The organism is Halomonas sp. GT, from assembly GCF_002082565.1.
Lineage (GTDB): Bacteria > Pseudomonadota > Gammaproteobacteria > Pseudomonadales > Halomonadaceae > Vreelandella.
This window is the reverse complement of sequence record NZ_CP020562.1, coordinates 2,237,893-2,259,170: the sequence shown is the minus strand read 5'-3', so window position 1 is coordinate 2,259,170 and position 21,278 is coordinate 2,237,893. Positions and strand designations below refer to the sequence as shown.

The window sequence follows — 21,278 nt, the reverse complement described above, 5'->3', positions numbered from 1 at the left end:
ACCATCAAGCGGATTTTCACTTACTTTATTTTCAATAACGAAAGGCTAGTTGATCATTTGCGAACTTGCAACGACTTTTATGGCTGTTTGTATTCGCTTTTAGGCGTACATCGTCGCGGACTCTGTTAGACAGAAGCGCCGCTTGCCTGTTGTTTCGATGAGATAAGGCAAGTCGGGAAAGGCAGTTAAAGAAGAAAGGCAATCGCTGAGGGAGATAAACGAATGTTCGTTTGTTTCGTTTATGAAAATACACCTTAGAAAAAAACCGGCCTGAAGAGGCCGGTCGGGGTTACCAGTTAAAGAGGAAGCGCTATTTGACGCTGGTTTCAGCTTGCTGCGGTGTGGCGACAGGCGCTGCGTTGTGATTAATCAAGGTCGATTTATCATTGGCAAACGCGTCATAGGCGAAATCATCAACCGTCAGCATCTCAAGGACTTCTGCCTCGAAAGCACGCATAAACTGAGCGTCCTCTTCTTTGATTAGTCCTTTTTCCAGGGCAGCTTCTACGCGTGCTTCAGGGTGTAGCGCCGTTTGAGGCAGCTCGCCTTTGGCGTAGGCTTTGTTCACTGTGCGGTAGAGGGCTTCAGCGCGATCATAATCCACTAGCAGGGCGTTGTAGCGAGCGAGCGGGTTAGACTCTGCGCCATCATCTTTATCCCACGTATTGGAAAGTAGCTTGCTGCGCAGGGCGCTATGCGTAGATACACGCTGTGCGATATCACGGGCCAAGTCGTCATGCGGTTTATTCCAACGGCGGCCAGTTGGCATAACCACGACTTTCAGCACCTTGCCTAACGCACGGTTCGGTAGGTTGTCGAAAATTTCCACGAACGCCTGCTCTGCTCGGTTAAGCAAGAACTGCAGGCTATAATGCAACAGTGCTTCTTCACCTTCCACTTTATTGCCGGTGTGCCACTGCTTTAGCACCATCGAGGCCAAGTATAGGTTAGACAGTACATCGCCCAGGCGCGCTGATAGCATTTCGCGCTTTTTCAGCGTGGAGCCAAGGCTTGCCATGGCGGCATCAGCGCATAAACCAAAGCCTGCAGAAAGGCGTGCAATATCCTGCGCGTAAGTAGCGGCGGGGCCGCTGAAGGGGACGCTCTGTTTGCCTAGTCCAAAACCAAGCGTAAAGGCACGAGCGGCATTGCCGAAAATCAGTCCAGTATGGCCAAAGAAGGCTTTGTCGAAGGCTTTTACATCGTTGGCATCTTTAGCAGCCAGCTCGTCCAGCACATACGGATGACAGCGGATCGCACCTTGACCAAAGATCATTAGGTTGCGGGTCATAATATTGGCGCCTTCCACGGTGATTGCTACCGGGTTGGCACTGTAGCCAATGCCTAGATAGTTGCGTGGGCCAAGCGTCACCGCTTTACCTCCGTGAACATCCATTGCATCGCTCAGCAATACGCGCTGGAATTCTGTCAGCTGGCTTTTCAAAATCGCTGAAGGAACGGCAGGTTTTTCGCCGTGGTCGATCAGGTTGGCAGTTTGATAAACCGTAGCCGCGGAGATGTAAGCCAGTGAGGCCATGCGTGCTAACGGCTCTTGTACGCCTTCCATTTCTGCCACGGGGACGTTGAACTGACGACGAACGCGAGTAAAGCCACCGCTCCAGCCTAGCGCGTAGCGGGCAGTGCCGGTGGCGCCAGAAGGTAGGGTAATGCAGCGACCAATCGAGAGGCACTCGACCAGCATGCGCCAGCCTTGGCCGATCATGTCTGGGCCGCCGATAATGGTATCCAGCGGCACAAACACGTCGTTACCTTTAATCGGGCCGTTCATAAACGGGCTGCCGATAGGGTGGTGACGGCGACCGATGTCCATGCCCTTAGTATCCCGGGGGATTAGCGCTAGGGTAATGCCGCGGTCTTCTTCATCGCCGAGCAATTTTTCTGGATCAAAAAGACGGAAGGCGAGGCCTACTACTGTTGCAATAGGGGCCAGAGTGATCCAGCGTTTTTCGAAGTTAAGGCGTAAGCCAAGCACTTCTTCGCCATTGATAACTTGCTTGCAGACAACGCCTGTATCCGGCAGGGATGTGGCGTCAGAGCCAGCACGCGGACCGGTTAGGCCGAAACAGGGGATTTCTCGGCCATCAGCAAGGCGGGGCAAGTAATGGTCTTTCTGTTCCTGAGTACCGTATTTGAGCAGCAGTTCGCCTGGGCCGAGTGAGTTCGGTACGCCAACAGTGACCATCAGCGTTTCATTAGCGGAGAGCTTCTGCAGTACCATGGATTGTGCTTTAGCCGAGAACCCTAGACCACCGTACTCCTTCGGAATAATCATGCCGAAGAAGCCTTCTTTCTTTAGATAATCCCACAGTTGTTGGGGGAGGTCAGCGCGCTCTTGTGCGATATCCCAGGCGTTACACATGCCAGCTGCTTTTGCACACTGATTATCCAGGAACGCTTGCTCTGCCTCGCTCAGGCCGTCGTCTTTATAGTTTAGCAACGACTCCCATTGAGGTTTGCCAGAGAATAGCTCGCCATCCCAGGAAACGCTGCCCGCTTCTAATGCCGTGCGCTCCGTATCAGACACTTTCGGCGCTACCTTTTTGAAGGTGGCGAAAATGCGCGGCGTCAGCCACTTGCTGCGTAATGCTGGCAGACCAGTCACCGCGACGGTTAACGCGGCTAACAGTAAAAGTGTGCCAATAATTGGCGCGTCTAACACTAAGCCTACTAAGCCCAGTACGCCAAGCAAGGCGAGTGCAGGCGTAGCGCCTGCTTCGCGGCGCATCACCACGAGCAAGCCTGCAACGGCAAGCACAATGAGTAGTAAGGTGAGCATTGGTGTGTCTCCGTGGGTAGTTAGTTATGAACGCATTTAAACGTATGTTTGAATATTGTCAGAGTCACCTATCTAAGTGCAAGTGTTTCACTCTTATACGTTCGCTATATACCCTTTACTGTAGCGTAAATAAGACATAAAAAAACGCTATGGTCGTTAGCCATAGCGTTTAGCATTCTTAATCGTATCCAAGAGTTGCGCTTTTACGAAGCTTGTTTAGCGGGTGCGCCGTGAGCGACGTAATAATCCACGTTGGCGCGTGGCAAGGGTTCACGTCCACGGATGCGGTCAGCAATTTTCTCCGCCAGCATGATAGTAGGCGCGTTGAGGTTGCCGGTAGGAATCACCGGAAACAGCGATGCATCAACGACGCGTAGGCCTTCGAGCCCGTGCACACGGCCTTGTCCATCAGTGACTGCCATCTCACCTTCGCCCATGCGGCAACTGCCACAAGGATGATAGGCCGTTTCGGCATGTTGCTTGACGAAGCTATCGAGTTCGTCATCACTTTGTACGCTGGGGCCAGGTGAAATTTCACGGCCACGGTACTTATCAAAAGCAGGTTGAGCGATGATATCGCGGGTTAAGCGAATCGCATCGCGGAACTCTTGCCAATCTTTCTCTTTGGCCATGTAGTTAAACAATATGCTGGGTGCCGCGTGTGGGTCTTTCGAGGTTAATCGAATTCGTCCACGGCTTTCCGAGCGCATCGAGCCAACGTGGGCCTGGAAACCATGTGCCTGGACGGCGCTTTTACCGTTGTAACTGATCGCGATGGGTAGGAAGTGGTACTGCAGATTTGGCCACTTTTCCTCATCATTGCTACGAATAAATCCGCAGGATTCAAACTGGTTGCTGGCGCCAACGCCAGTACCTTTAAATAACCACTCGGCACCAATTTTTGGCTGGTTGTACCATTTCAGCGCCGGATACAGCGAAATAGGCTCTTTGCATTCGTATTGAATGTACATTTCAAGGTGATCTTGGAGATTTTCTCCTACGCCGGGCAGCTCATGAACAACCGAAATGCCTAATTCCTGAAGCCATTCGGGGTTGCCTACGCCAGAGCGCTGAAGAATCTGTGGTGAGGCAATGGCACCGCCACACAACAGCACTTCCCTGCGAGCGTAGGCCTTGTGTGGCTGACCTTTTTGCTCGTAACGCACGCCAACGGCACGTTTGCCATCAAATTCAATCACATCGGTGACTGCATGGGTTTCAATGGTCAGGTTACTGCGCTGCTTGGCAACGTCAAGGTAGCCGCGTGCAGTCGACGCACGGCGCCCTTTGGGTGTGACGAAACGGTCCATGGGGCCAAAGCCCTCTTGCTGGTAGCCGTTAACATCCTCGGTTTCTGGATAGCCCGCTTGCTTCCCTGCTTCGATAAACGTGCGGTAAAGCGGGTTATTGCCAGCTTTAGGCGTGGTCACGCTGACCGGGCCGTCGCCGCCGTGGTAATCATTAGGGCCAATATCGCGGGTTTCGCACTTTTTAAAATAGGGCAGGCAACTGAGGTAATCCCACTCTTCCAAGCCGGGTTGCTTGGCCCAGTTATCGTAATCCAGTGCGTTGCCGCGGATATAGCACATGCCGTTGATCAGTGAAGAGCCGCCCAGGCCTTTGCCTCGGCCACACTCCATGCGACGGCCATCCATATACGGTTCGGGGTCGGTTTCAAATGCCCAATTGTAGCGTTTGCCTTGTAGCGGGTAGGCCAGTGCGGCGGGCATTTGGGTGCGAAAATCGAAACGGTAATCGGGGCCGCCTGCTTCGAGCAGTAATACGCTGACCTCACTGTCTTCGGTGAGGCGGGTAGCCAGCACGTTACCCGCTGAACCTGCGCCGATAATGATGTAATCAAATTCGCGTGATTGAGACATGGTTTTACCTTGGAAGAGTCGAAGAATTGGTAATGAACCGGTAGATATAAAAGAGACGTGTCTGCTCGATATACCTACCGGTGGCGTCCATTACTTCGATTTAAAACACCGACTCAAACGGCCCCATCTCGATCTGTACTGACTTGGTCTGGGTGTAGTGATTGAGCGTCTCGACGCCATTCTCGCGGCCGATGCCCGACTCTTTGTAGCCGCCTACCGGCATTTCGGAAGGAGACTCGCCCCAGGTGTTGATCCAGCAAATGCCGGCTTCCAGCTGGTGAATAACTCGGTGAGCACGGTTTAAGCTTTCGCTAAACACACCCGCCGCCAGGCCGTACTTGGTGTCATTGGCGCGACGAATAACGTCGTCTTCGTCTTCAAAGGCGAGTACTGACATCACTGGCCCAAAAATCTCTTCTTTTACGACGCGCATATCGTCAGTGCAATCGGTAAAGATGGTGGGCGCAGCCCAAGCACCCTTCGCCCAATCACCGCTATTCCACTCATCGCCACCAGCCAATACTCGTGCGCCTTGCTCTTTACCTAGGGCAATATAGGAAAGCACTTTTTGCTGATGTTCAAAGCTTACTAGCGGGCCGAAGTTAACGCTTGGATCCATCGGGTCGCCCGCTTTGATTCGCTGAACGCGTTCAACCAGCTTCGCCTCAAAGGCGTCTTTGACGCTGCGCTCCACGAACACGCGAGTGCCGTTAGTGCAGATCTGGCCGCTGGAGTAAAAATTGGCCATCATAGCGGCATCGGCAGCACGATCTAAATCAGCATCGGCAAACACGATCAGCGGAGACTTACCGCCTAGTTCCATAGTGACGTCTTTCAGCGTAGAGCCACCAGCAGCGGCCATCACTTTTTTTCCGGTACCAACTTCGCCAGTAAACGATACCTTGGCGATACCTGGGTGCTCAGTCAGCATTGCGCCAACGCGGCCATCTCCTTGAACGACATTGAAAACACCGTCAGGCAGGCCTGCTTCAGTGAAAATTTCAGCCAGCTTGATAGCGGTTAGCGGCGTTACTTCACTGGGCTTGAAGACAATGGCGTTACCCGCCGCCAGCGCAGGTGCGGCTTTCCAGCAGGCAATTTGAATGGGGTAGTTCCAGGCGCCAATGGCGCCAATGACACCGAGTGGCTCGCGACGGGTATACACAAAGGAGCTATCACGCAGCGGAATCTGGCTGCCTTCTATAGCGGGGGCAAGGCCTGCGTAGTACTCCAAGGCGTCGGCACCGGTCACAATATCGACACTGGCGGTTTCACTAATAGGTTTACCCGTATTGTGAGTCTCCAGCTCGGCAAGCTCATCATTTCGCTCTCTTAACAGAGCAACAGCGCGCAGCAGAATACGTGAGCGCTCCATTCCCGTCATCGCTGCCCATTGACGCTGTCCGCGTTGAGCGGCTTCTACAGCACTATCGACATCGGATTGGCCTGCCTGGCCAATCGTGGCGAGCAGGCTGCCGTCATAGGGGTTTGAAACGGTAAATGTCTCGCCTGAAGTGGCGTTTACCGGACGACCATCAATATAAAGTGGCTGAATATCTTGAGCGGCCATGTTGGTCTCCTTACTGTGTTTCTGCAGTGGATGCGCGTTGCTGGCATCCATGATGAATAAGCAGTTGGTCGAGATAGGTGTGCGCAAGATGTCGCGCTTCCGCGGCGTCGAGCCCTTCTGGCGTAAGTGCACCACGCAGCCAGAGACCATCAATCATCGCGGCCAGCCCGCGAGCCGCATTGCGAGCGTCTGAGCGGGGCATGACGCGCTGGAATTGATGACATAAATTGGCGTACAAACGGCGGTCGTTGACATTCTGAAGCCGCTGAAGCACGGGCTTATGCATGCTGCTGGCCCAAAAGGCGAGCCATGTTTTGGCGGCAGGGCCGGTCACCTGAGTGCGATCAAAGTTACCTTCGATGATGGCGCCAATATGAGCCCGGGGGGAGTCGTCTTCTAACGCACGGCGGCGTGCTGCAACGGCATCACTAAGATCGGTCAAGATCTGCCGCATCGTTGCTTCCAGCAGGCCATCCTTGCCGCCAAAGTAGTGACTAATGATGCCCGCCGAAACGCCAGCATGACGGGCAATTCGCATGACAGTTGCTTCTGCTAAACCAACTTCGTCAATGGCCGCCATGGTAGCCTTAATTAACTGCTGGCGGCGTATCGGTTCCATTCCCACCTTAGGCACAGCTATCTCCTACTGACGTTGAATGCCCATTGGCTCCTGTCCTTGAAAACCAGGAGTAGGCATGATTACCTGAGCATGATGACATTTTTTTATTGAACGTTCAATCAATAAAAGCCTGCGTTGTTTTCTCGTCTCTACGACTGTTGCGTATAGAGCGTGTTCATATAAAACCGATAATGGGGAAGATCAACATGAAACGGACATACACACGAAGTCTAAGCACATTATTGCTGACTGCCTGTTTACCGGCAGCGGCCTCTGCTAATGAGTGTAGTAGTGTTCGCTTTGCAGAAGTGGGCTGGACTGATATTACGGCAACGACAGCATTGGCCAGTGAAGTACTGGAAGCGCTTGGTTATGAAACGCGTGTTGATACTGTCTCGGTGCCGATTGCTTATGCGGGCATGGGTAATAATGATTTTGACGTCTTTTTAGGCAACTGGATGCCGTCGATGGCCTCTATCAGCGACCCCTATGTGGAGCGCGGCGAGGTTGAGCGCTTAGTGGTCAACCTTGAGGGAGCTAAGTACACCCTGGCAGTGCCTCAATATGTCTATGATGCGGGCGTGACCTCTGTTAATGATTTGGCAGAGCATGCTGATCAGTTTGAGCAGCGTTTGCACGGCATTGAAGCTGGCAATGATGGTAACGAGCTGATTGAGCAAATGATTGACGATAACGCCTATGGGCTAGGTGATTGGCAAGTCGTCGATTCGAGCGAGGCGGGTATGCTGGCTGAGCTTCGCGCTAGAGTGCCAAATGAGGAGTGGATGGTATTTTTAGGCTGGGAACCGCATCCAATGAACACTAATTTTGATATGGCGTATTTATCTGATGCTGGTGACTACTTTGGCCCCAATCTGGGTGGTGCAACCGTGCATACCAATACCCGGGCGGGGTTTGTTGAGGCGTGTCCTAATGTCGGTGAATTGCTGAAAAATATGACGTTCACCCTGGAAATGGAAAACCAGCTGATGAGTGCCATTATGGATGATGGGGTAGACCCGCGAGAGGCAGCACGCAGTTACCTTAATGAAAACGGTGATGTGCTAGCAGCATGGCTCGAAGGAGTGACTACCCGAGCTGGAGAAGAAGCGCTGCCGGCAGTCCAAGCAGCCTTATAAGCACACTATTCACTCAACAGGGTAGTTGAATGAAAGGCAGGTCGTTTTTGGCTTGCCTTTCATAGTTAAGATAGGCATAATCTGCACCCGTTGATGAGGGAAAGGCTACGTAGCTCAGCTGGTTAGAGCACATCACTCATAATGATGGGGTCCCCTGTTCAAATCAGGGCGTAGCCACCACATCAGCATCAGTACACTCACTTAGAAATACCAGAGTGTGCCGTTATGGTGGCCCCTTAGGTCCTCCCGCAACGCTAAACTGCAAACCCCGCCAGGCCCGGAAGGGAGCAACGGTAGTGGTGGCTGCGTGTGCCGGGATGTGGCTTTTGGGGCCGCCTCCATTTCTGTCGTTTCCGGCCTGTTTTGACATTAATTCCGATCAAAATGACATAATTTTCGGTCTCTCGTGACATAACCTTTTTTGTAGTAAACCTACGTAATGGGGTGTTGTCATGTGCAGGCGCAAACTCCGTCACTCTCGTGTCAAGAGTCTCTACAAATTTCCCAGCTTCAAAACTGCCTTTGCACATACTGTAAAGTCTTACCTAGAGTTTGATACCTGCTACCATTCTGAATACTCCTCTCACGTTAAGGCTTTCATTGCCTCGCCGTAAACAGTGAGGGCGCTTCATCGGAAGCGCCCTTAGGATAACGGTAAAAAGGATGCGTTTATTAAAACTCTACGGTCGCCGAAAGCTTGAAGGTACGTGGTTCGCCTTGAATCAAATAATTCGCAAAGGACGTCGAGGCACCTGACCAGTAATTTTCGTCGGTCACGTTGTCGATGCCTGCGCGCCAGATCCAATCAGCGCCACCGACCGGCGTGGTGTAGCGCAGGCCAAGATCGAGGCGTGTCCAGGAATCCAGCTTCAAGTCGTTAGCTACATCGGCGTACTGCGAGCCCGTGTGCAGGACGCGACCAGTGGCAGTGAGGCGCTCGATGAAGGATGTGTCCCATTCGCCACCGAACACAAAACGATACTCAGGAACGCCCGTGGCGTCATTTCCTTCGTTGCCATCCTGTGTTTTGGTGAGTTCGGCGTCTATCCAGGTCGCGCTACTAAACAGACGCACGCCTGTCGTCGGCTCACCGTAAAGACTTAGTTCCAGGCCGCGATTACGCTGCTTGTTATCCAGGTTGCCGACGCCATCGACGACCGCTGCAGAGGGTAGCTCAATCTGGAACAGGCTAATGCCACCGCCTAGGTTGCCGTAGTCGAACTTAGCGCCCACCTCGTGCTGCTTGGCATGGGCAATGCCCAATTGCTGCCCAAAGTTCAGTGCTGTGGTATCGGTGACCGTGCCGCCATCCTGCAATGCTTCGACGTAGTTGGCGTAGAGCGAGATATTATCCGTGGTCTTAAATACCGCGCCGACGGCGGGGGTGACCCGACGGTCGGCATAGCGGTTGCTGCTACCGGCATTAGGGCGTTCATCGATCTCGAGTTCCTGATAGCGTGCCCCCAGTGTCAGCAACAGTCGGTCGTCGATGAATCCAAGCGTATCGCTCAGCGTGACCCCTTGGGAGCGTGTGCGCGTCACGCTCCCCCCCACGAAAGGCGTGCCATCCGGACGAGATAAATCGACGGGATTGTAGATGTTGGTCGAGCCTGCCGAGAGGAAATTCCAGTCCGTGTCGAACTTGCGATAGGCGCTAGAGTAGCCAACGGTGATGTCATGGCTAACCGGGCCAGTCAACACATACCCACGAAGTCCCGCTTGGCTGGCGACGTTGTCGATGTGGTTGTTGGTCTCGAAGTCGTTGACCCTGGCGTTACCTGTATCATCGGTAAGGCGCGGGGTCGCCGACACGATGCCTTCGAGCGTGCGGTTACCCCCCAAGGCCGCGAAAGCGGTCCAGGTGTTGGTGAGGTCATATTCGCCCCTGACCATGCCGAAATTGGTTTCTAGCTCGGTTCCACCGAACGAGGGGGTGTAGTTCAACGAGGAATCCGGGGCTGCTGGCACCTGAGTGGCAGCGCCAGTGTTGACGCTTGAGCGGCCGCCATCCAGGGTGAGCTTTTGATGACCGACATCGAACAATATCCGGCCTTGTTCGCCACGATAGTCGAGCCCAACGACGACGGAGGTGTCGCGCTGGGTTTCGTCATCAATGGCGGTATCACCACGGCCGCGCGTGGCACTTACGCGTGCTCCCCATTGTTGCTGATCACCATAACGCTGGCTAGCATCGACGCCCACTTCGCCGTAGCCATCGGAGCGATAACCACTGGATAGATTGAGCATCGGATCATCCCCCGCATGCTTGGGCTCGATGTTGATGGTGCCACCAATTCCGCCGCTCCCGCCGATGGGAATGCCCGACGTAAAAGCGCTGGCGCCTTTGAAGACTTCGACGCGCTCGGCAAGGTCGCTGTTGATGATTTGTCGCGGCAATACACCGTAGAGACCTCCATAAGCGACGTCGTCACCGGTAAGATTGAAACCACGTACCTTATACGCTTCGCCATAGATACCAAAGCCTAACCCTACCGATACCGAGGCATCATTCTGAAGTGTATCGCCCAGTGTTTGAGATTGCTGATTCTCCATCAGCTCACTGGTATAGCTGATGACGTTGAAAGGCACGTCCATTGCGTCCTTTTCGCCGATCAGACCCACTCGGCCCCCCGCCGCGATTTGGCCACCGGCGAAGGCCGGCGGTGGCGTATCGCCATAGGTGGGTACGGAGCCCGTGACGGTGACGGTATCCAGGGATTGATTTTCAGCACTCGTTTGCGCCCAGGCGGTCACGGGCGTAATACCCATCGCGAGCAGTGTCATCGCGCGCAACAGTCGTGCTTTGCGGCGCTGAGCCGCTTTGTTGAAGATGTTCCCAAGAGGCATGGTGTCGATCCAATCGTGTGTACAGCAGCACTCGGCCGCCGCGTTTTTTATGAAGCCGATATAAGAAAGTGGAGGGCTTGGCTTTCGTGCCATGACCACCTACCCGATGTGGATCTATATGATAAACAAAATGAGAGGCATTAGCATATGCGGGTGTTATTTTTTCTTGATGCCTTGCAAAAAATGCGTATTGACGTCTAAATGTAAATCCTTTTTTCTGATGCCCTCGCTGCTATGTGCCACTGGTCGATGTTCTCATTCTTGGCTCGCTGTTGTTTAACGGCCGCTTGCTTGTTGCCCTTGTCGAGTGCCCACGCCCAGTGGGCCACCATCAACTGGACCATCGCCGAGACGCTACTGGCCATCGACGCGCCGCTGAGTGGTACCGCTCAACACAAGGGCTACCATGAGTGGGTAGGGGAGCCAGGAATTCCCGATGGCGTTGCAGACCTGGGCCTGCGATCACAGCCCAACCTAGAACTCATGGCGCAATCGCCACCGACGCAAACGTTCATTTCACCGATGTTCGCCAGTCTGACGGAGCGTCTGGAGAGCATTGCCCCGGTCACGTCGTTTTCCCCCTATTCGCCCGGCACCCACACTTGGCAAGAGATACACACTCTCACCCGACAGCTAGGTGAGTTGACCGGCCACCGGCTGCAGGCAGCACAGCTAATTGACGAAACGCATAGGTTGATGGATACGCTCCGACAACAACGTCCCGAGGCACCGCCACTTCTAATGGTGCAATTCATGGATGCCCGTCATGTCAGAGTATTTGGCGATAATAGCCTCTATAACGCCGTGCTTGATCAAATCAACTTAACCAATGCCTGGGATCGGCCCACTAACGCCTGGGGATTTTCACTCGTGGGTATCGAAGCGCTCTACAACTATCCTGAGGCCACGCTGGTCGTTGTCGAGCCGCTGGCCGCTGGAGTCGAAGAAGCGCTGACGAAAAGTGGTTTATGGCAACATCTACCCAGCGTTAAAAACGCCACGCTATTGCGATTACCGCCGGTATGGAGTTTTGGCGCGTTGCCTTCCGCTCAACGTTTTGCTCGTGAGCTGGTGGCCGCGCTGGCGTCTCGACCATCACGCTAACGCACGCCGCTATACGGGCGCTGTTTCTGAGAGTGGAGCCTCAGGATTGCTTGGTGGCTTTTTTGCTCTGTGGGCCTGATAAGGGAAAGTGCTAGCCAACGGCAGGATTGACCTTTCCCCCGAAAATATCAAAGTTAAAATTATCCAAGCTCGCTTCATCGAGACGTTTACTAAAATTATTAGCTAGCCTTTTAGAGCATTACCCATTTCAGATATCTGAAAAATTTGGTTAAAGTTAGATATTCGTACATCTTGTTTGTAGATTACCGTTTATAAAAATAAACTTAACATTAGTGATAAGATATGTATAGAAAGTTGGAGGCAAGAAAATTGTGCCCGGATGAGTTGCTGACAACGTTTATGGGCTTTACCAAAAAGTTGTTTTTGCGTTTTAAACATCCGGGGATTTGTGTCAGATGATATTAATTATTGTGAGAAACTCCTGTGCCTCCAACTGCTACAATGTTGTAAGGTTTACCTTCTAGCGGCATCTCTTCTAACTGTTCAAATGTTTCGATATCTATAAAGTGTAACGCTTCTGCATTGGGATCTGTGACGACCACTTGATCGCCTGCTACTGCAATCCGTGGGCGCGGTTCATTCCAGTGACCATCCATGGAGTAGGGCTCTGTTAGGCGTAGCGACTGTGTCAACTCGCCATTAAGCACATCCAGTTGATGCAGTTGGCCATCTTCGGTGAACACGTAGGCGTACCGGGCCCGAATCGGGTCCACTGCAAAATGCACACGACGGGTAGGCAACTGCACTAGTTGGAAGCCCTCTCCGCCTTCTGTGGGATCTACCAGTATCAAGCGATCTGGCCCGTAGTTACCCATAAAGTACTGAAGCCCGATGCCCCCTAGTAGCGTGGAAGCACTGCCTTCCGGCAGAGAATTCGGGTAGGGCAGGTGGGTGATCTGGGGCGTGCCGTTCTCCGTGGCGATCAGCAGCAGTCCTGTGTGGCAGGCCAGCGCATAGAGGCTGCCAGATCCAGCCGAGCCATGTAGCCCAGGGCAGGCCACTTCGCCACCGACCAAGTTTCCATCGCTATCCAGCACTTTGGCACCTATCGGGCGCTGGGAAGAATCTTCGGGGTTCACGACGGTCACGACTGCGTGAGAGTGATAGGGCACTGCCACGCCATGATGTGGCGCTTCCACATTAGCCACCCGAATATCTGGCTCGCCCGACAAAGTGCTGCTTTCGGTAAATAGACGAGCTTCGTCTTCACCATCGAACCACTGTGCAATATAGCCCTGGCGCTCGACGAAGTGGGCAGGGCGCTCGCCTTCTAGTGTCACGTCTAGGAGGGCGGGAGCTGACACCTCAATATCGGCGTGGTCGCCGTGGTCATGGAAAGCGATGCCGGTGTTAATCACCGACACCGTGTTTGCAGCCCCTTGCACGGCAAACACCGCTTCGCCGCTGCGGGAGCGATGAAGTGCCGCCGGGCCCGCTATCTCGAAGGTGTCCAGCAGCGACTTCTCCTTGGCATCGATGACGTGTACCACGGCATCCTGTTGGTCCGCGACCAATAGCCGCCAGGCCGTGACGTTTTCACCGTCGCCATGGGCGTGGTCATCGGAATGGTCGTGAGCCTGCACGGCGGCACTACTTATTGCGAAGGCGAGCGCGGTCAACGCTTTGCCTATAAACATCGGGGGCATCGTTTCTCTCCTTGAGCCCTGAAAGGGCATGGTTAGTTGCCTGGGTGACTATTGCAGCGCCGTCACTAGGGTGTTGACGTTATGCCGCATCATGTCGAGGTAAGTGGCCGCAGGCCCATCAGCGCCAGAGAGCGCATCTGAATAGAGGGTGCCGCTGAGTGCGATGCCCGCCTCATCGGCAATCTGCTCTACTAGCCTGGGGTTAGAAATATTTTCAGCGAACACAGCCACCGCGTTTTGCTTCTCAATGGCATCAATCAACTGTGCCACATGTGCAGCCGTGGCTTCGGACTCGGTGGACACCCCCTGCGGGGCTAAAAAATTGATGCCGTAGGCCTCCTCGAAATAGCGAAAAGCGTGGTGGGCCACTACAGCGGTGCGCCGGGATTCGGGAATTGTGGAGATGCGCTCCTGAATCTCATGCTCTAGCGTTTCCAGAGCTTGCTCATAGCGCTGCTGGTTAGCACGGTACTCTTGACAGCCTTTCGGGTCGGCCTCGCAAAAAGCCTCGGCAATCCGAGCTACGTACGCTTTAGCATTAGGCACCGATTGCCATGCATGAGGATCATAAGGCGCTTCATGGAACACCGCCCGGTCGCCATAAAAGTGGTAGTGACCGCCTTGGGGGTCTTCGAGATGCACTGAGTGCTCCGACACGGTGACCACGCTTGCCTTGGTACCGCTGGCATCTATCAGACGGGTAAGAAAGCCCTCAAACATCAGGCCATTGATGAGCACCACGTCCGCCTGCGCCACATGACGAACGTCGGCGGGGGTGGGTTCGTAAACATGGGCGTCGTCATTGGCACCCACAATACTGGTTAGGGTAATACGTTCGCCGCCAACTTGGCGTGCTAAATCTTCGATGATCGAGAACGAAGCCACTATTTTTAATGCGCGCTCATCAGCAAAGGAAGTGAAGCTTGCAAAAAATAGAGAACAAGCGCCTAGAAAATGTGAAGAATATTTTAAGAGCATGATTTTTTTCTATAAAAGTAATGTTATATTATATCAATTGACAAGATGAGCGTCTATAGAGATTTTTAAACTGAATTGCCAGTATTCTACTAGTGGGCGGTGTCCTTGTTGGTTGGCTACATAGCCCAGATGCTGGTGAATCGGTAAACAGTCTTTATACAAACGCCTTCCATGGCATCCTGGCGCTGCTCCTGTTGGAGATGGACCTGGTCGCGGCAGAAACGCTGCGTAGCCTGCGCTAGCGCGCTCTCTTGCTTCGGCCTGAGAATGGCTTACTGGCTGGAGCTACCCGCTGGCTCCGCGGTTATTTTGGCAAGTCTTACCGTCAGTGCTTCTTACATTGCCGCCCCAGTTGCCATTCGCGCGGCTATTCCAGAGGCCAACATTGGTCTTGCCATGCTGGCATCGCTAGGGCTCACTTTCCCCTCCAACGTGCTGATCGGCATCCCGCTATATCATCAACTCTGGGATTGGTTGGCGGGTTGAACGGTAGCATCCAGGTTATCGCTGTGATGGCTGACAAGAGGGCCAGATAGCTTACGCAGTGCCACGTAAAACACCGGTGTGAGGAACAAACCGAATAAGGTCACACCAATCATGCCTGCAAAGACGGCGGTACCCAGTGCAGCCCTCACTTCTGCCCCCGCTCCTGTGGCAATCACAGAGGGCAATACGGCAGCTGTGAAGGCAATTGAGGTCATGATAATAGGCCGCAGCCTTAAACGGCAGGCTTCCAGGGCCGCATCCACGACGCTAATGCCCTGCAGTTCCAGCTCACGGGCAAACTCTACGATCAGGATAGCGTTTTTACATGCTAGCCCAATCAGCACGACCAGCCCTACCTGCACGAAGATGTTGTTGTCGCCACCGCCAAACCAAACGCCGATCAGCGCCGCCAGCATCGACATAGGTACTATCAGAATTACCGCTAATGGTAGCGTCCAGCTCTCGTAAAGCGCCGCCAACACTAGAAATACCAGTAGGATCGACAACGGGAAGACGATCATCGCTGCATTACCCTGAGAGGATTGCTGGTAGCTCAAGTCTGTCCACTCCAGCGCCATGCCTGGTGGCAACACCTCTTCCGCCAAAGCGTTAATAGTATTTATTGCCTGGGCAGAAGAGAGCACGCGGGGATCAAACTCACCGGCTAAGTCCGCCGCCGGATAGCCGTTGTAACGTAACACCGGGTCCGGGCCGAAGGTTTGCCTGATATCCACCATCGTACCGATAGGCACCATCTCCCCCTGATCATTACGGGTACGCAGTCGTGCGATATCTTCCACGCTGGTGCGGTAAGGAGCGTCTGCCTGGGCGATTACCTGCCAGGTACGGCCGAAGCGATTAAAGTCATTTACATAGGTCGAACCCAAATAAGTCTGCAGTGTGTCGAATAACTCGGTAAGCGGCACGCCCTGAGCTTTGGCCCTCAGCCGATCCACCTCGGCATCCAGTTGCGGCACGTTAGACTGATAGCTGCTGATTGGAAAGCCCATTCCCGGCGTTTGCGCAATCGCGCCCTGGAGTTGGTTAAGTGCCTCCTGTAGTGCGCCGTAGCCAAGATTGCCACGATCCTCAATAAATAACTGAAAGCCAGAACCATTGCCTAGCCCCAGAATCGGGGGGGGCATGAAAGAGAACGCAAACCCCTCTTTCAAACCGCCAATGCCTCGGTTGATTCGGGCGTTTATCTCCGCGGCGCTAAGGCTACGCTCCCCAAAGGCGCTGAGGGTAAGAAACGCCACACCGGTGTTGGAGGTGTTGGTGAACTGCAGCGCGTTCAGGCCGGGAAAGGCAATGGCGTGCTCTACACCTTCGGTTTCCATAGCGATGTCCACGACGTCCTGAAGCATCTGGTCGGTTCTCTCCAGAGACGCCCCTTCCGGCAAAATGACGCCCGCGATTAGATAAAGCTTGTCCTGCACTGGAATAAAGCCGGGAGGCACCGCCTTGAACATCACGCCGGTACCCAGCAGCAACAGCGCATAGACCACAAACACCGCGCCACGATGCTTCAGGGAACGGGCCACGCCACCTTGATACTTATTGGAGCTGGCATTAAAAAAGCGATTGAAGGGGCGAAAGATCCAGCCGAGCAGTTTATCGATCACCCGCGTGAGTCGATCTTTAGGCGCGTTGTGAGGTTTGAGCAGCATCGCCGCCAGTGCGGGTGAAAGAGTCAGCGAGTTGATCGTGGAGATGACCGTAGATATTGCAATCGTCACGGCGAACTGCCGATAGAACTGCCCGGTTACCCCAGACAGAAAAGCCATGGGTATAAACACCGCACACAGCACCAGGCCTACGGCGATAATGGGGCCAGAGACTTCCCGCATAGCCTGATGAGCGGCGGCTTGGGGCTTTAGACCCTCCTCGATATTCCGCTCGACGTTTTCCACCACTACGATGGCGTCATCCACCACGATACCGATGGCGAGCACCAGGCCAAAAAGGGTCAGCGTGTTAATGGAGTAGCCCAGCAGGTAGAGTGCGCCAAAGGTGCCGATCACCGAGACCGGTACCGCCAGCAATGGAATGATAGAAGCTCGCCATGTTTGCAGGAACAGCGTGACCACTAGTACCACCAGAAGCACAGCTTCCAGTAAAGTGGCTATCACTGACTTTATAGAATCGTTCACAAAGATCGTGGTGTCGTAGACGGCTTCGTACTCAACTCCTTCAGGAAACTGCTCGGACAGCTCCTCCATAGTGGCAATTACCTGCTCGCGAATCTCAAGTGCATTGGCACCCGGTGCCTGGAATATTCCCACCCCTACTGCGTTATTGCCGTCTAACTGCGAGCGGAGCGTATAGTCCCCGGCGCCCATTTCCAGCCGGGCCACATCTGCAAGCCTGAGTATCTCGCCGCTGTCGCCGCGGCTCAGCACGATGTCACCAAACTCTTCCACCGTTTCAAGCCGACCACGGGCGTTAATCAGAGTGAGAAAATCGCTATCCGCGATGGGTTCGGCGCCTAGCTGCCCGGCAGAGACTTGCACGTTCTGTTCGCGCATGGCCCCAACTACATCGCTGGCCGTCAGGCCTCGGGCGGCTATTCGATCGGGATCCAGCCATGCGCGCATGGCGTAATCCCCCCCGCCTAAGATTTGCGCATCCCCAATCCCTTCGAGCCGGGCAAGACGATCACGGACATTTAGCCGCACATAGTTGCGCAAATAAAGGGTGTCATATTCACCGCTGGGCGAGGTTAGGTGAACGACCATCAGAAACGTCGGCGACTGCTTCTGAGTAGTGACACCTTGACGGCGCACGGCTTCCGGCAACCGAGCCTCTGCTTGGCTGACGCGGTTCTGTACGCGAACGGCGGCCTGCTCAGCATCGGTACCGGGACGGAAGGTGACGGTCATCTGCAGTACACCATCAGAACCCGCAACAGACTTGAGGTACATCATGTCCTCGACGCCATTGATGGCTTCTTCCAGCGGCGTCGCTACGGTCTCGGCAATCTCCTTCGGGTTGGCGCCGGGGTAAACCGTTCTAACCACTACGGAGGGCGGTACTACATCCGGGTACTCGCTGATCGGCAGGTTGGGAATAGAGATCAGCCCCACCGCAAGAATAATGATCGACAGCACCGCCGCAAAAATCGGCCGGTCAACGAAGAAACGGGAGAAATTCATGGCGGTTTACTCCTCCCTGGCCGCAACGGTGGGCTGGTCGTCGGAAATAGGGAGATCAGCCGCCGGGGCGGCCGCTAAGCTTTGCGGGCTAACTTCCATTCCGGGGAAGAACACCTTTTGCACGCCATTGACGATCACTCGATCACCCGCTTGGAGCCCATCGGTAATGACGGTGCGTTCTGCCACCTGCCGCCCTGTGGTTACCTGGCGCTGCTCTGCCAGGTTATTCTCATTGACGATATAGACATAGCGGCGATCCTGATTGGTCAGCACTGCCTTACGGTCTACTAGTAATGCTTGCTCTAAACGAGCGACCGGCATTTCGACCCGTGCAAACTCTCCAGGCCGAATTCGACCATCCGGGTTAGCCAGCACCGCCCGGAATTGCAGAGTGCCCGTATTGGGGTTTAAGCGGTTGTCGATAAAGTCCAGGGTACCCGTGTACTGCCGCTGCGGGTCGCCGCCCAGCTCGATTGTCAGGCTATTCGTCGCGTCATCGGTCAATAGTGTCTGGCTGGCAAATGCGGCCTGCTCATCCGCCTCAAAGTAAACGTGTACTGGATCAATGCTTACCAGCGTGGTCAGCAGGCTCTGGTCGGCATTGGCCAGATTGCCACGGGTTACCATTGTCCGGCCGGCACGGCCACTGACCGGTGCGGTAATGCGGGTATACTCAAGGTCTAGCTCGGCGGTATCTAACGCCGCTTGGGCGGCATCCACCATGGCGCGTGCGTTGTTTAGCGCCGATTGACGCTGATCATGTACTTCCTGAGAAATGGCCTGACGCCCCAACAACACCCGGGCACGCTCGGCTTCACTGCCAGCCTGAGCCAGCTGGCTCCTGGCTTGGGCAAGGTCCGCTTGGGCGGCACCTATACGTGCCTGATAAGGCCGCTGGTCGATCAGGAATAGCAGGTCTCCTTGCTCTACCAGTTCGCCCTCTTCAAACGCCACCTCTTGGATATAGCCGCTAACCCGGGCTCTTAACTCCACCGTTTCTTCGGCTTCCACCCGCCCGGTGAATGACTCGCTCAGCACCATCGGCTGAGCCACCACTTCCGCTACATCAACCTCTGGTGGCGGTGAAGGCGCTGCTGCCTCCTCGCTATTGGCCTCACAGCCGGCTAGTAAGACCGTTATTAGCAAAAGCGGGATCACCGCTCCGCTGCTTGCAAAGCGGGCTCTTTGAGACAAACTTCCCATGATGACTTGCTCCCCTGGCTACCGGTATTCGATAGCGGCGTTCGTTATATAGATGGGTGTCGCGTTGGTAGTTATGTAGTCGTTTAAGCAGCGCCAGATTCGACCAGAGACCAAGCGCCGAACGGATATCAGCTAACATAGGTGAAGGGGGCGTGGGAGAGGTATCAGGTTCCTGCGGGAAGATTGCCTAATTCTGTCGTGGCGAGTGAAAGCGTAAATAAGAGGATGAGGCGAGATAACGACCTATTTCGGTGCATGGGCATGATGACACTTAGTGCGAATTGTCGGTTTCTACGGGGTGCTTGCCTGATTCTGCAAAACCAACCGAAAAGCCTTCGATTCCTCAAGCGAGGGCATATACTGCAAACTGTTAAGGAGGAGAGCCCGTGACCGTTATCGCGCCTGAACAGATCACCCATTGCAGCGACAGGCTGCTTCAGCAATTGAGCCAAATCGTCCGCCGTTGGTCGCCCCTGGAAGCACTTCAGGACACGGCGATTGCCGAGGTTCAACTAGTGCGCACTGACGCCCCTACTAGTTTTCACTGCGCTGTTTATGAACCATGCCTATGCTTTGTCATTCAGGGCAGCAAAACTGTGTTGTTGGGTGACAAGGAGATCGTATACACCGGCCCCAGCTACATGGCGAGTGCCGTTGACTTACCAGTAGTAGGCAGGATTGACCATGCCTCCCCAGAAAAACCCTTTCTGGCAGTAAAGGTCTCGGTGGATCCTCAGGAGGTAGCAGGGCTGATACTGGAACTGGGGGACAAAGCTCCGCCTGCGGGGAGTGATGGTATCTGCTCTGAGATGAATTGCGGGTTAAAATCAGCTCCAATGGATGCCCGTATGCAGGGCGCGCTCTATCGCTTCTTAAGCCTACTCGACTCCCCAGAAGATATTCAGGTGCTTTCACCGCTGGCACGACGAGAGTTAATCTACCGGGCATTAATGGGCGCAATGGGCCCACACATGCGTCGGTTTGCCGCCTCAGACTCCCAGGCCAATCGGATTGCGCAAGTTATTTACACACTTAAAGAGCACTATGCCCAGCCACTCAAAATCCGTGAATTGGCAGCGACCGTTAACATGAGCGAATCGACGCTATATCACAGCTTCCGAGAAGTGACACGCATGTCGCCCCTGCAGTACCAGAAGAAGCTGCGACTACATGAGGCACGACGGCTGATGCTGGCGGAGGGGCTCGAGGCGGCCACCGCAAGCTATCGGGTAGGCTATGAAAGCCCTTCCCACTTCAGCCGAGAATATAGCCGCATGTTCGGCGCACCACCTCGCTCTGACGTTAGCCAGTTGCGAGGGGCATACGCGGGGTCGCAGCCCGCCTAAATAGTAGTGTGATGGCTAGTCGTTGCAAAAGAAAGAAGCGCACCCTGGTGGTTAAAACAGGTTTAGGATGACGTTGGGTCTGTTTTGTCAAAAAAAATGTAAAAACACATCTGGTTTGAGCTGAATTTCTTGGCTCTATATATGACTTAATCCGCAGCTTCTAGCAACGCCAGTGGCTACACCGTGGGAAGACGTGCAATTTCAATGCTGATAGAAATCTGGACAGGTTTGGACGTCTGGATAAAATGCTTGACCATGAAGGTGTGAATAAATTCATGGGGTTTCGCCTGCCTCTGTCTTTACAGAAAGCAGGTCTAAATTTTGAAGCTGTTTGGGCAGAAGCAATTATTGATGGTCAGGACGATCAGAATACTCTTGGTGAGCTGCTGATGTTTTTAAAACCTCGATTAGAATCACAAGGCATTGCTTCTATCTATATTTTTTCAGGCTCAATGAGTTTGGGGCTTGTTTTGTTTAAATGAGAAGT

At 54.1% G+C, this 21,278-nt stretch carries 13 protein-coding genes, 1 tRNA gene, 1 other RNA gene and 1 pseudogene; 7 read left to right on the top strand and 9 right to left on the bottom strand.

What is annotated here, in order from left to right; all coding sequences use genetic code 11:
* Nucleotides 1-310 precede the first annotated feature (310 nt).
* From B6A39_RS10580 to betI, 4 genes are all read right to left on the bottom strand, one after another.
* Nucleotides 311-2,797, bottom strand: coding sequence for an acyl-CoA dehydrogenase (locus tag B6A39_RS10580; RefSeq protein ID WP_083005214.1), 2,487 nt, complete (start codon nucleotides 2,795-2,797; stop codon nucleotides 311-313).
* A gap of 203 nt (nucleotides 2,798-3,000) precedes the next feature.
* Entirely contained in the window at nucleotides 3,001-4,677 is a 1,677-nt protein-coding gene (betA, locus tag B6A39_RS10575) for a choline dehydrogenase (RefSeq protein WP_083005211.1), read from the bottom strand.
* Nucleotides 4,678-4,777: 100 nt separating this feature from the next.
* Entirely contained in the window at nucleotides 4,778-6,247 is a 1,470-nt protein-coding gene (gene betB, locus B6A39_RS10570) for a betaine-aldehyde dehydrogenase (RefSeq protein ID WP_083005209.1), read from the bottom strand.
* A 10-nt stretch (nucleotides 6,248-6,257) separates the two neighbouring features.
* Nucleotides 6,258-6,881, bottom strand: a complete 624-nt coding sequence (gene betI, locus B6A39_RS10565) for a transcriptional regulator BetI (protein WP_198036708.1) — start codon at nucleotides 6,879-6,881, stop codon at nucleotides 6,258-6,260.
* Between the two features lie 191 nt (nucleotides 6,882-7,072).
* On the opposite strand from betI, the gene B6A39_RS10560 reads away from it, so the two are divergent.
* From B6A39_RS10560 to ffs, 3 genes are all read left to right on the top strand, one after another.
* Complete coding sequence (locus B6A39_RS10560; RefSeq protein ID WP_083005206.1) at nucleotides 7,073-8,005, top strand: choline ABC transporter substrate-binding protein; 933 nt, start codon at nucleotides 7,073-7,075, stop codon at nucleotides 8,003-8,005.
* A gap of 103 nt (nucleotides 8,006-8,108) precedes the next feature.
* Nucleotides 8,109-8,185, top strand: a tRNA-Met gene (locus B6A39_RS10555).
* Between the two features lie 55 nt (nucleotides 8,186-8,240).
* An RNA gene (ffs, locus tag B6A39_RS10550) (signal recognition particle sRNA small type) lies at nucleotides 8,241-8,337 on the top strand.
* A 340-nt stretch (nucleotides 8,338-8,677) separates the two neighbouring features.
* On the opposite strand, the gene B6A39_RS10545 is transcribed toward ffs, so the two are convergent.
* The gene (locus B6A39_RS10545; protein WP_083005201.1) at nucleotides 8,678-10,852 is read right to left on the bottom strand and encodes a TonB-dependent receptor; all 2,175 of its coding nucleotides are present in this window, start codon (nucleotides 10,850-10,852) and stop codon (nucleotides 8,678-8,680) included.
* A 249-nt stretch (nucleotides 10,853-11,101) separates the two neighbouring features.
* Here B6A39_RS10545 and B6A39_RS10540 point away from each other — a divergent pair, with 249 nt between their 5' ends.
* Complete coding sequence (locus B6A39_RS10540) at nucleotides 11,102-11,956, top strand: ABC transporter substrate-binding protein (RefSeq protein ID WP_083005198.1); 855 nt, start codon at nucleotides 11,102-11,104, stop codon at nucleotides 11,954-11,956.
* Between the two features lie 422 nt (nucleotides 11,957-12,378).
* Here B6A39_RS10540 and aztD read toward each other — a convergent pair whose 3' ends face one another.
* Together aztD and aztC are read right to left on the bottom strand one after the other, a co-directional pair.
* Complete coding sequence (aztD, locus tag B6A39_RS10535) at nucleotides 12,379-13,623, bottom strand: zinc metallochaperone AztD (RefSeq protein WP_083005194.1); 1,245 nt, start codon at nucleotides 13,621-13,623, stop codon at nucleotides 12,379-12,381.
* Nucleotides 13,624-13,671: 48 nt separating this feature from the next.
* Nucleotides 13,672-14,601, bottom strand: coding sequence for a zinc ABC transporter substrate-binding protein AztC (gene aztC, locus B6A39_RS10530; RefSeq protein WP_083005191.1), 930 nt, complete (start codon nucleotides 14,599-14,601; stop codon nucleotides 13,672-13,674).
* 92 nt (nucleotides 14,602-14,693) lie between these two features.
* Here aztC and B6A39_RS10525 point away from each other — a divergent pair.
* A pseudogene (locus B6A39_RS10525) lies at nucleotides 14,694-15,087 on the top strand (sodium-dependent bicarbonate transport family permease).
* On the opposite strand, the gene B6A39_RS10520 reads toward B6A39_RS10525, so the two are convergent.
* Together B6A39_RS10520 and B6A39_RS10515 are read right to left on the bottom strand one after the other, a co-directional pair.
* Nucleotides 15,060-18,242 (bottom strand): efflux RND transporter permease subunit, encoded by a 3,183-nt coding sequence (locus B6A39_RS10520; RefSeq protein ID WP_083005187.1) that lies wholly within the window; start codon nucleotides 18,240-18,242, stop codon nucleotides 15,060-15,062. The pseudogene B6A39_RS10525 and the gene B6A39_RS10520 sit on opposite strands and share 28 nt — an antisense overlap.
* 6 nt (nucleotides 18,243-18,248) lie before the next feature.
* Nucleotides 18,249-19,445, bottom strand: coding sequence for an efflux RND transporter periplasmic adaptor subunit (locus tag B6A39_RS10515; RefSeq protein ID WP_083005184.1), 1,197 nt, complete (start codon nucleotides 19,443-19,445; stop codon nucleotides 18,249-18,251).
* Nucleotides 19,446-19,831: 386 nt separating this feature from the next.
* Here B6A39_RS10515 and B6A39_RS10510 point away from each other — a divergent pair, with 386 nt between their 5' ends.
* On the top strand, nucleotides 19,832-20,791 hold the full coding sequence (locus tag B6A39_RS10510) for an AraC family transcriptional regulator (RefSeq protein WP_083005180.1): 960 nt from the start codon (nucleotides 19,832-19,834) through the stop codon (nucleotides 20,789-20,791).
* A gap of 245 nt (nucleotides 20,792-21,036) precedes the next feature.
* On the top strand, nucleotides 21,037-21,273 hold the full coding sequence (locus B6A39_RS10505) for a hypothetical protein (protein WP_083005176.1): 237 nt from the start codon (nucleotides 21,037-21,039) through the stop codon (nucleotides 21,271-21,273).
* The last annotated feature ends 5 nt before the right edge of the window (nucleotides 21,274-21,278 follow it).

What these genes read in the sequence shown, in the direction of transcription:
- B6A39_RS10580 (WP_083005214.1), bottom strand. Translation starts at nt 2,797, where the DNA reads ATGCTCACCTTACTACTCATTGTGCTTGCCGTTGCAGGCTTGCTCGTG.
- betA (WP_083005211.1), bottom strand. Translation starts at nt 4,677, where the DNA reads ATGTCTCAATCACGCGAATTTGATTACATCATTATCGGCGCAGGTTCA.
- betB (WP_083005209.1), bottom strand. Translation starts at nt 6,247, where the DNA reads ATGGCCGCTCAAGATATTCAGCCACTTTATATTGATGGTCGTCCGGTA.
- B6A39_RS10560 (WP_083005206.1), top strand. Translation starts at nt 7,073, where the DNA reads ATGAAACGGACATACACACGAAGTCTAAGCACATTATTGCTGACTGCC.
- B6A39_RS10545 (WP_083005201.1), bottom strand. Translation starts at nt 10,852, where the DNA reads ATGCCTCTTGGGAACATCTTCAACAAAGCGGCTCAGCGCCGCAAAGCA.
- B6A39_RS10540 (WP_083005198.1), top strand. Translation starts at nt 11,102, where the DNA reads ATGTTCTCATTCTTGGCTCGCTGTTGTTTAACGGCCGCTTGCTTGTTG.
- aztD (WP_083005194.1), bottom strand. Translation starts at nt 13,623, where the DNA reads ATGCCCCCGATGTTTATAGGCAAAGCGTTGACCGCGCTCGCCTTCGCA.
- aztC (WP_083005191.1), bottom strand. Translation starts at nt 14,601, where the DNA reads ATGCTCTTAAAATATTCTTCACATTTTCTAGGCGCTTGTTCTCTATTT.
- B6A39_RS10520 (WP_083005187.1), bottom strand. Translation starts at nt 18,242, where the DNA reads ATGAATTTCTCCCGTTTCTTCGTTGACCGGCCGATTTTTGCGGCGGTG.
- B6A39_RS10515 (WP_083005184.1), bottom strand. Translation starts at nt 19,445, where the DNA reads ATGGGAAGTTTGTCTCAAAGAGCCCGCTTTGCAAGCAGCGGAGCGGTG.
- B6A39_RS10505 (WP_083005176.1), top strand. Translation starts at nt 21,037, where the DNA reads ATGCTTGACCATGAAGGTGTGAATAAATTCATGGGGTTTCGCCTGCCT.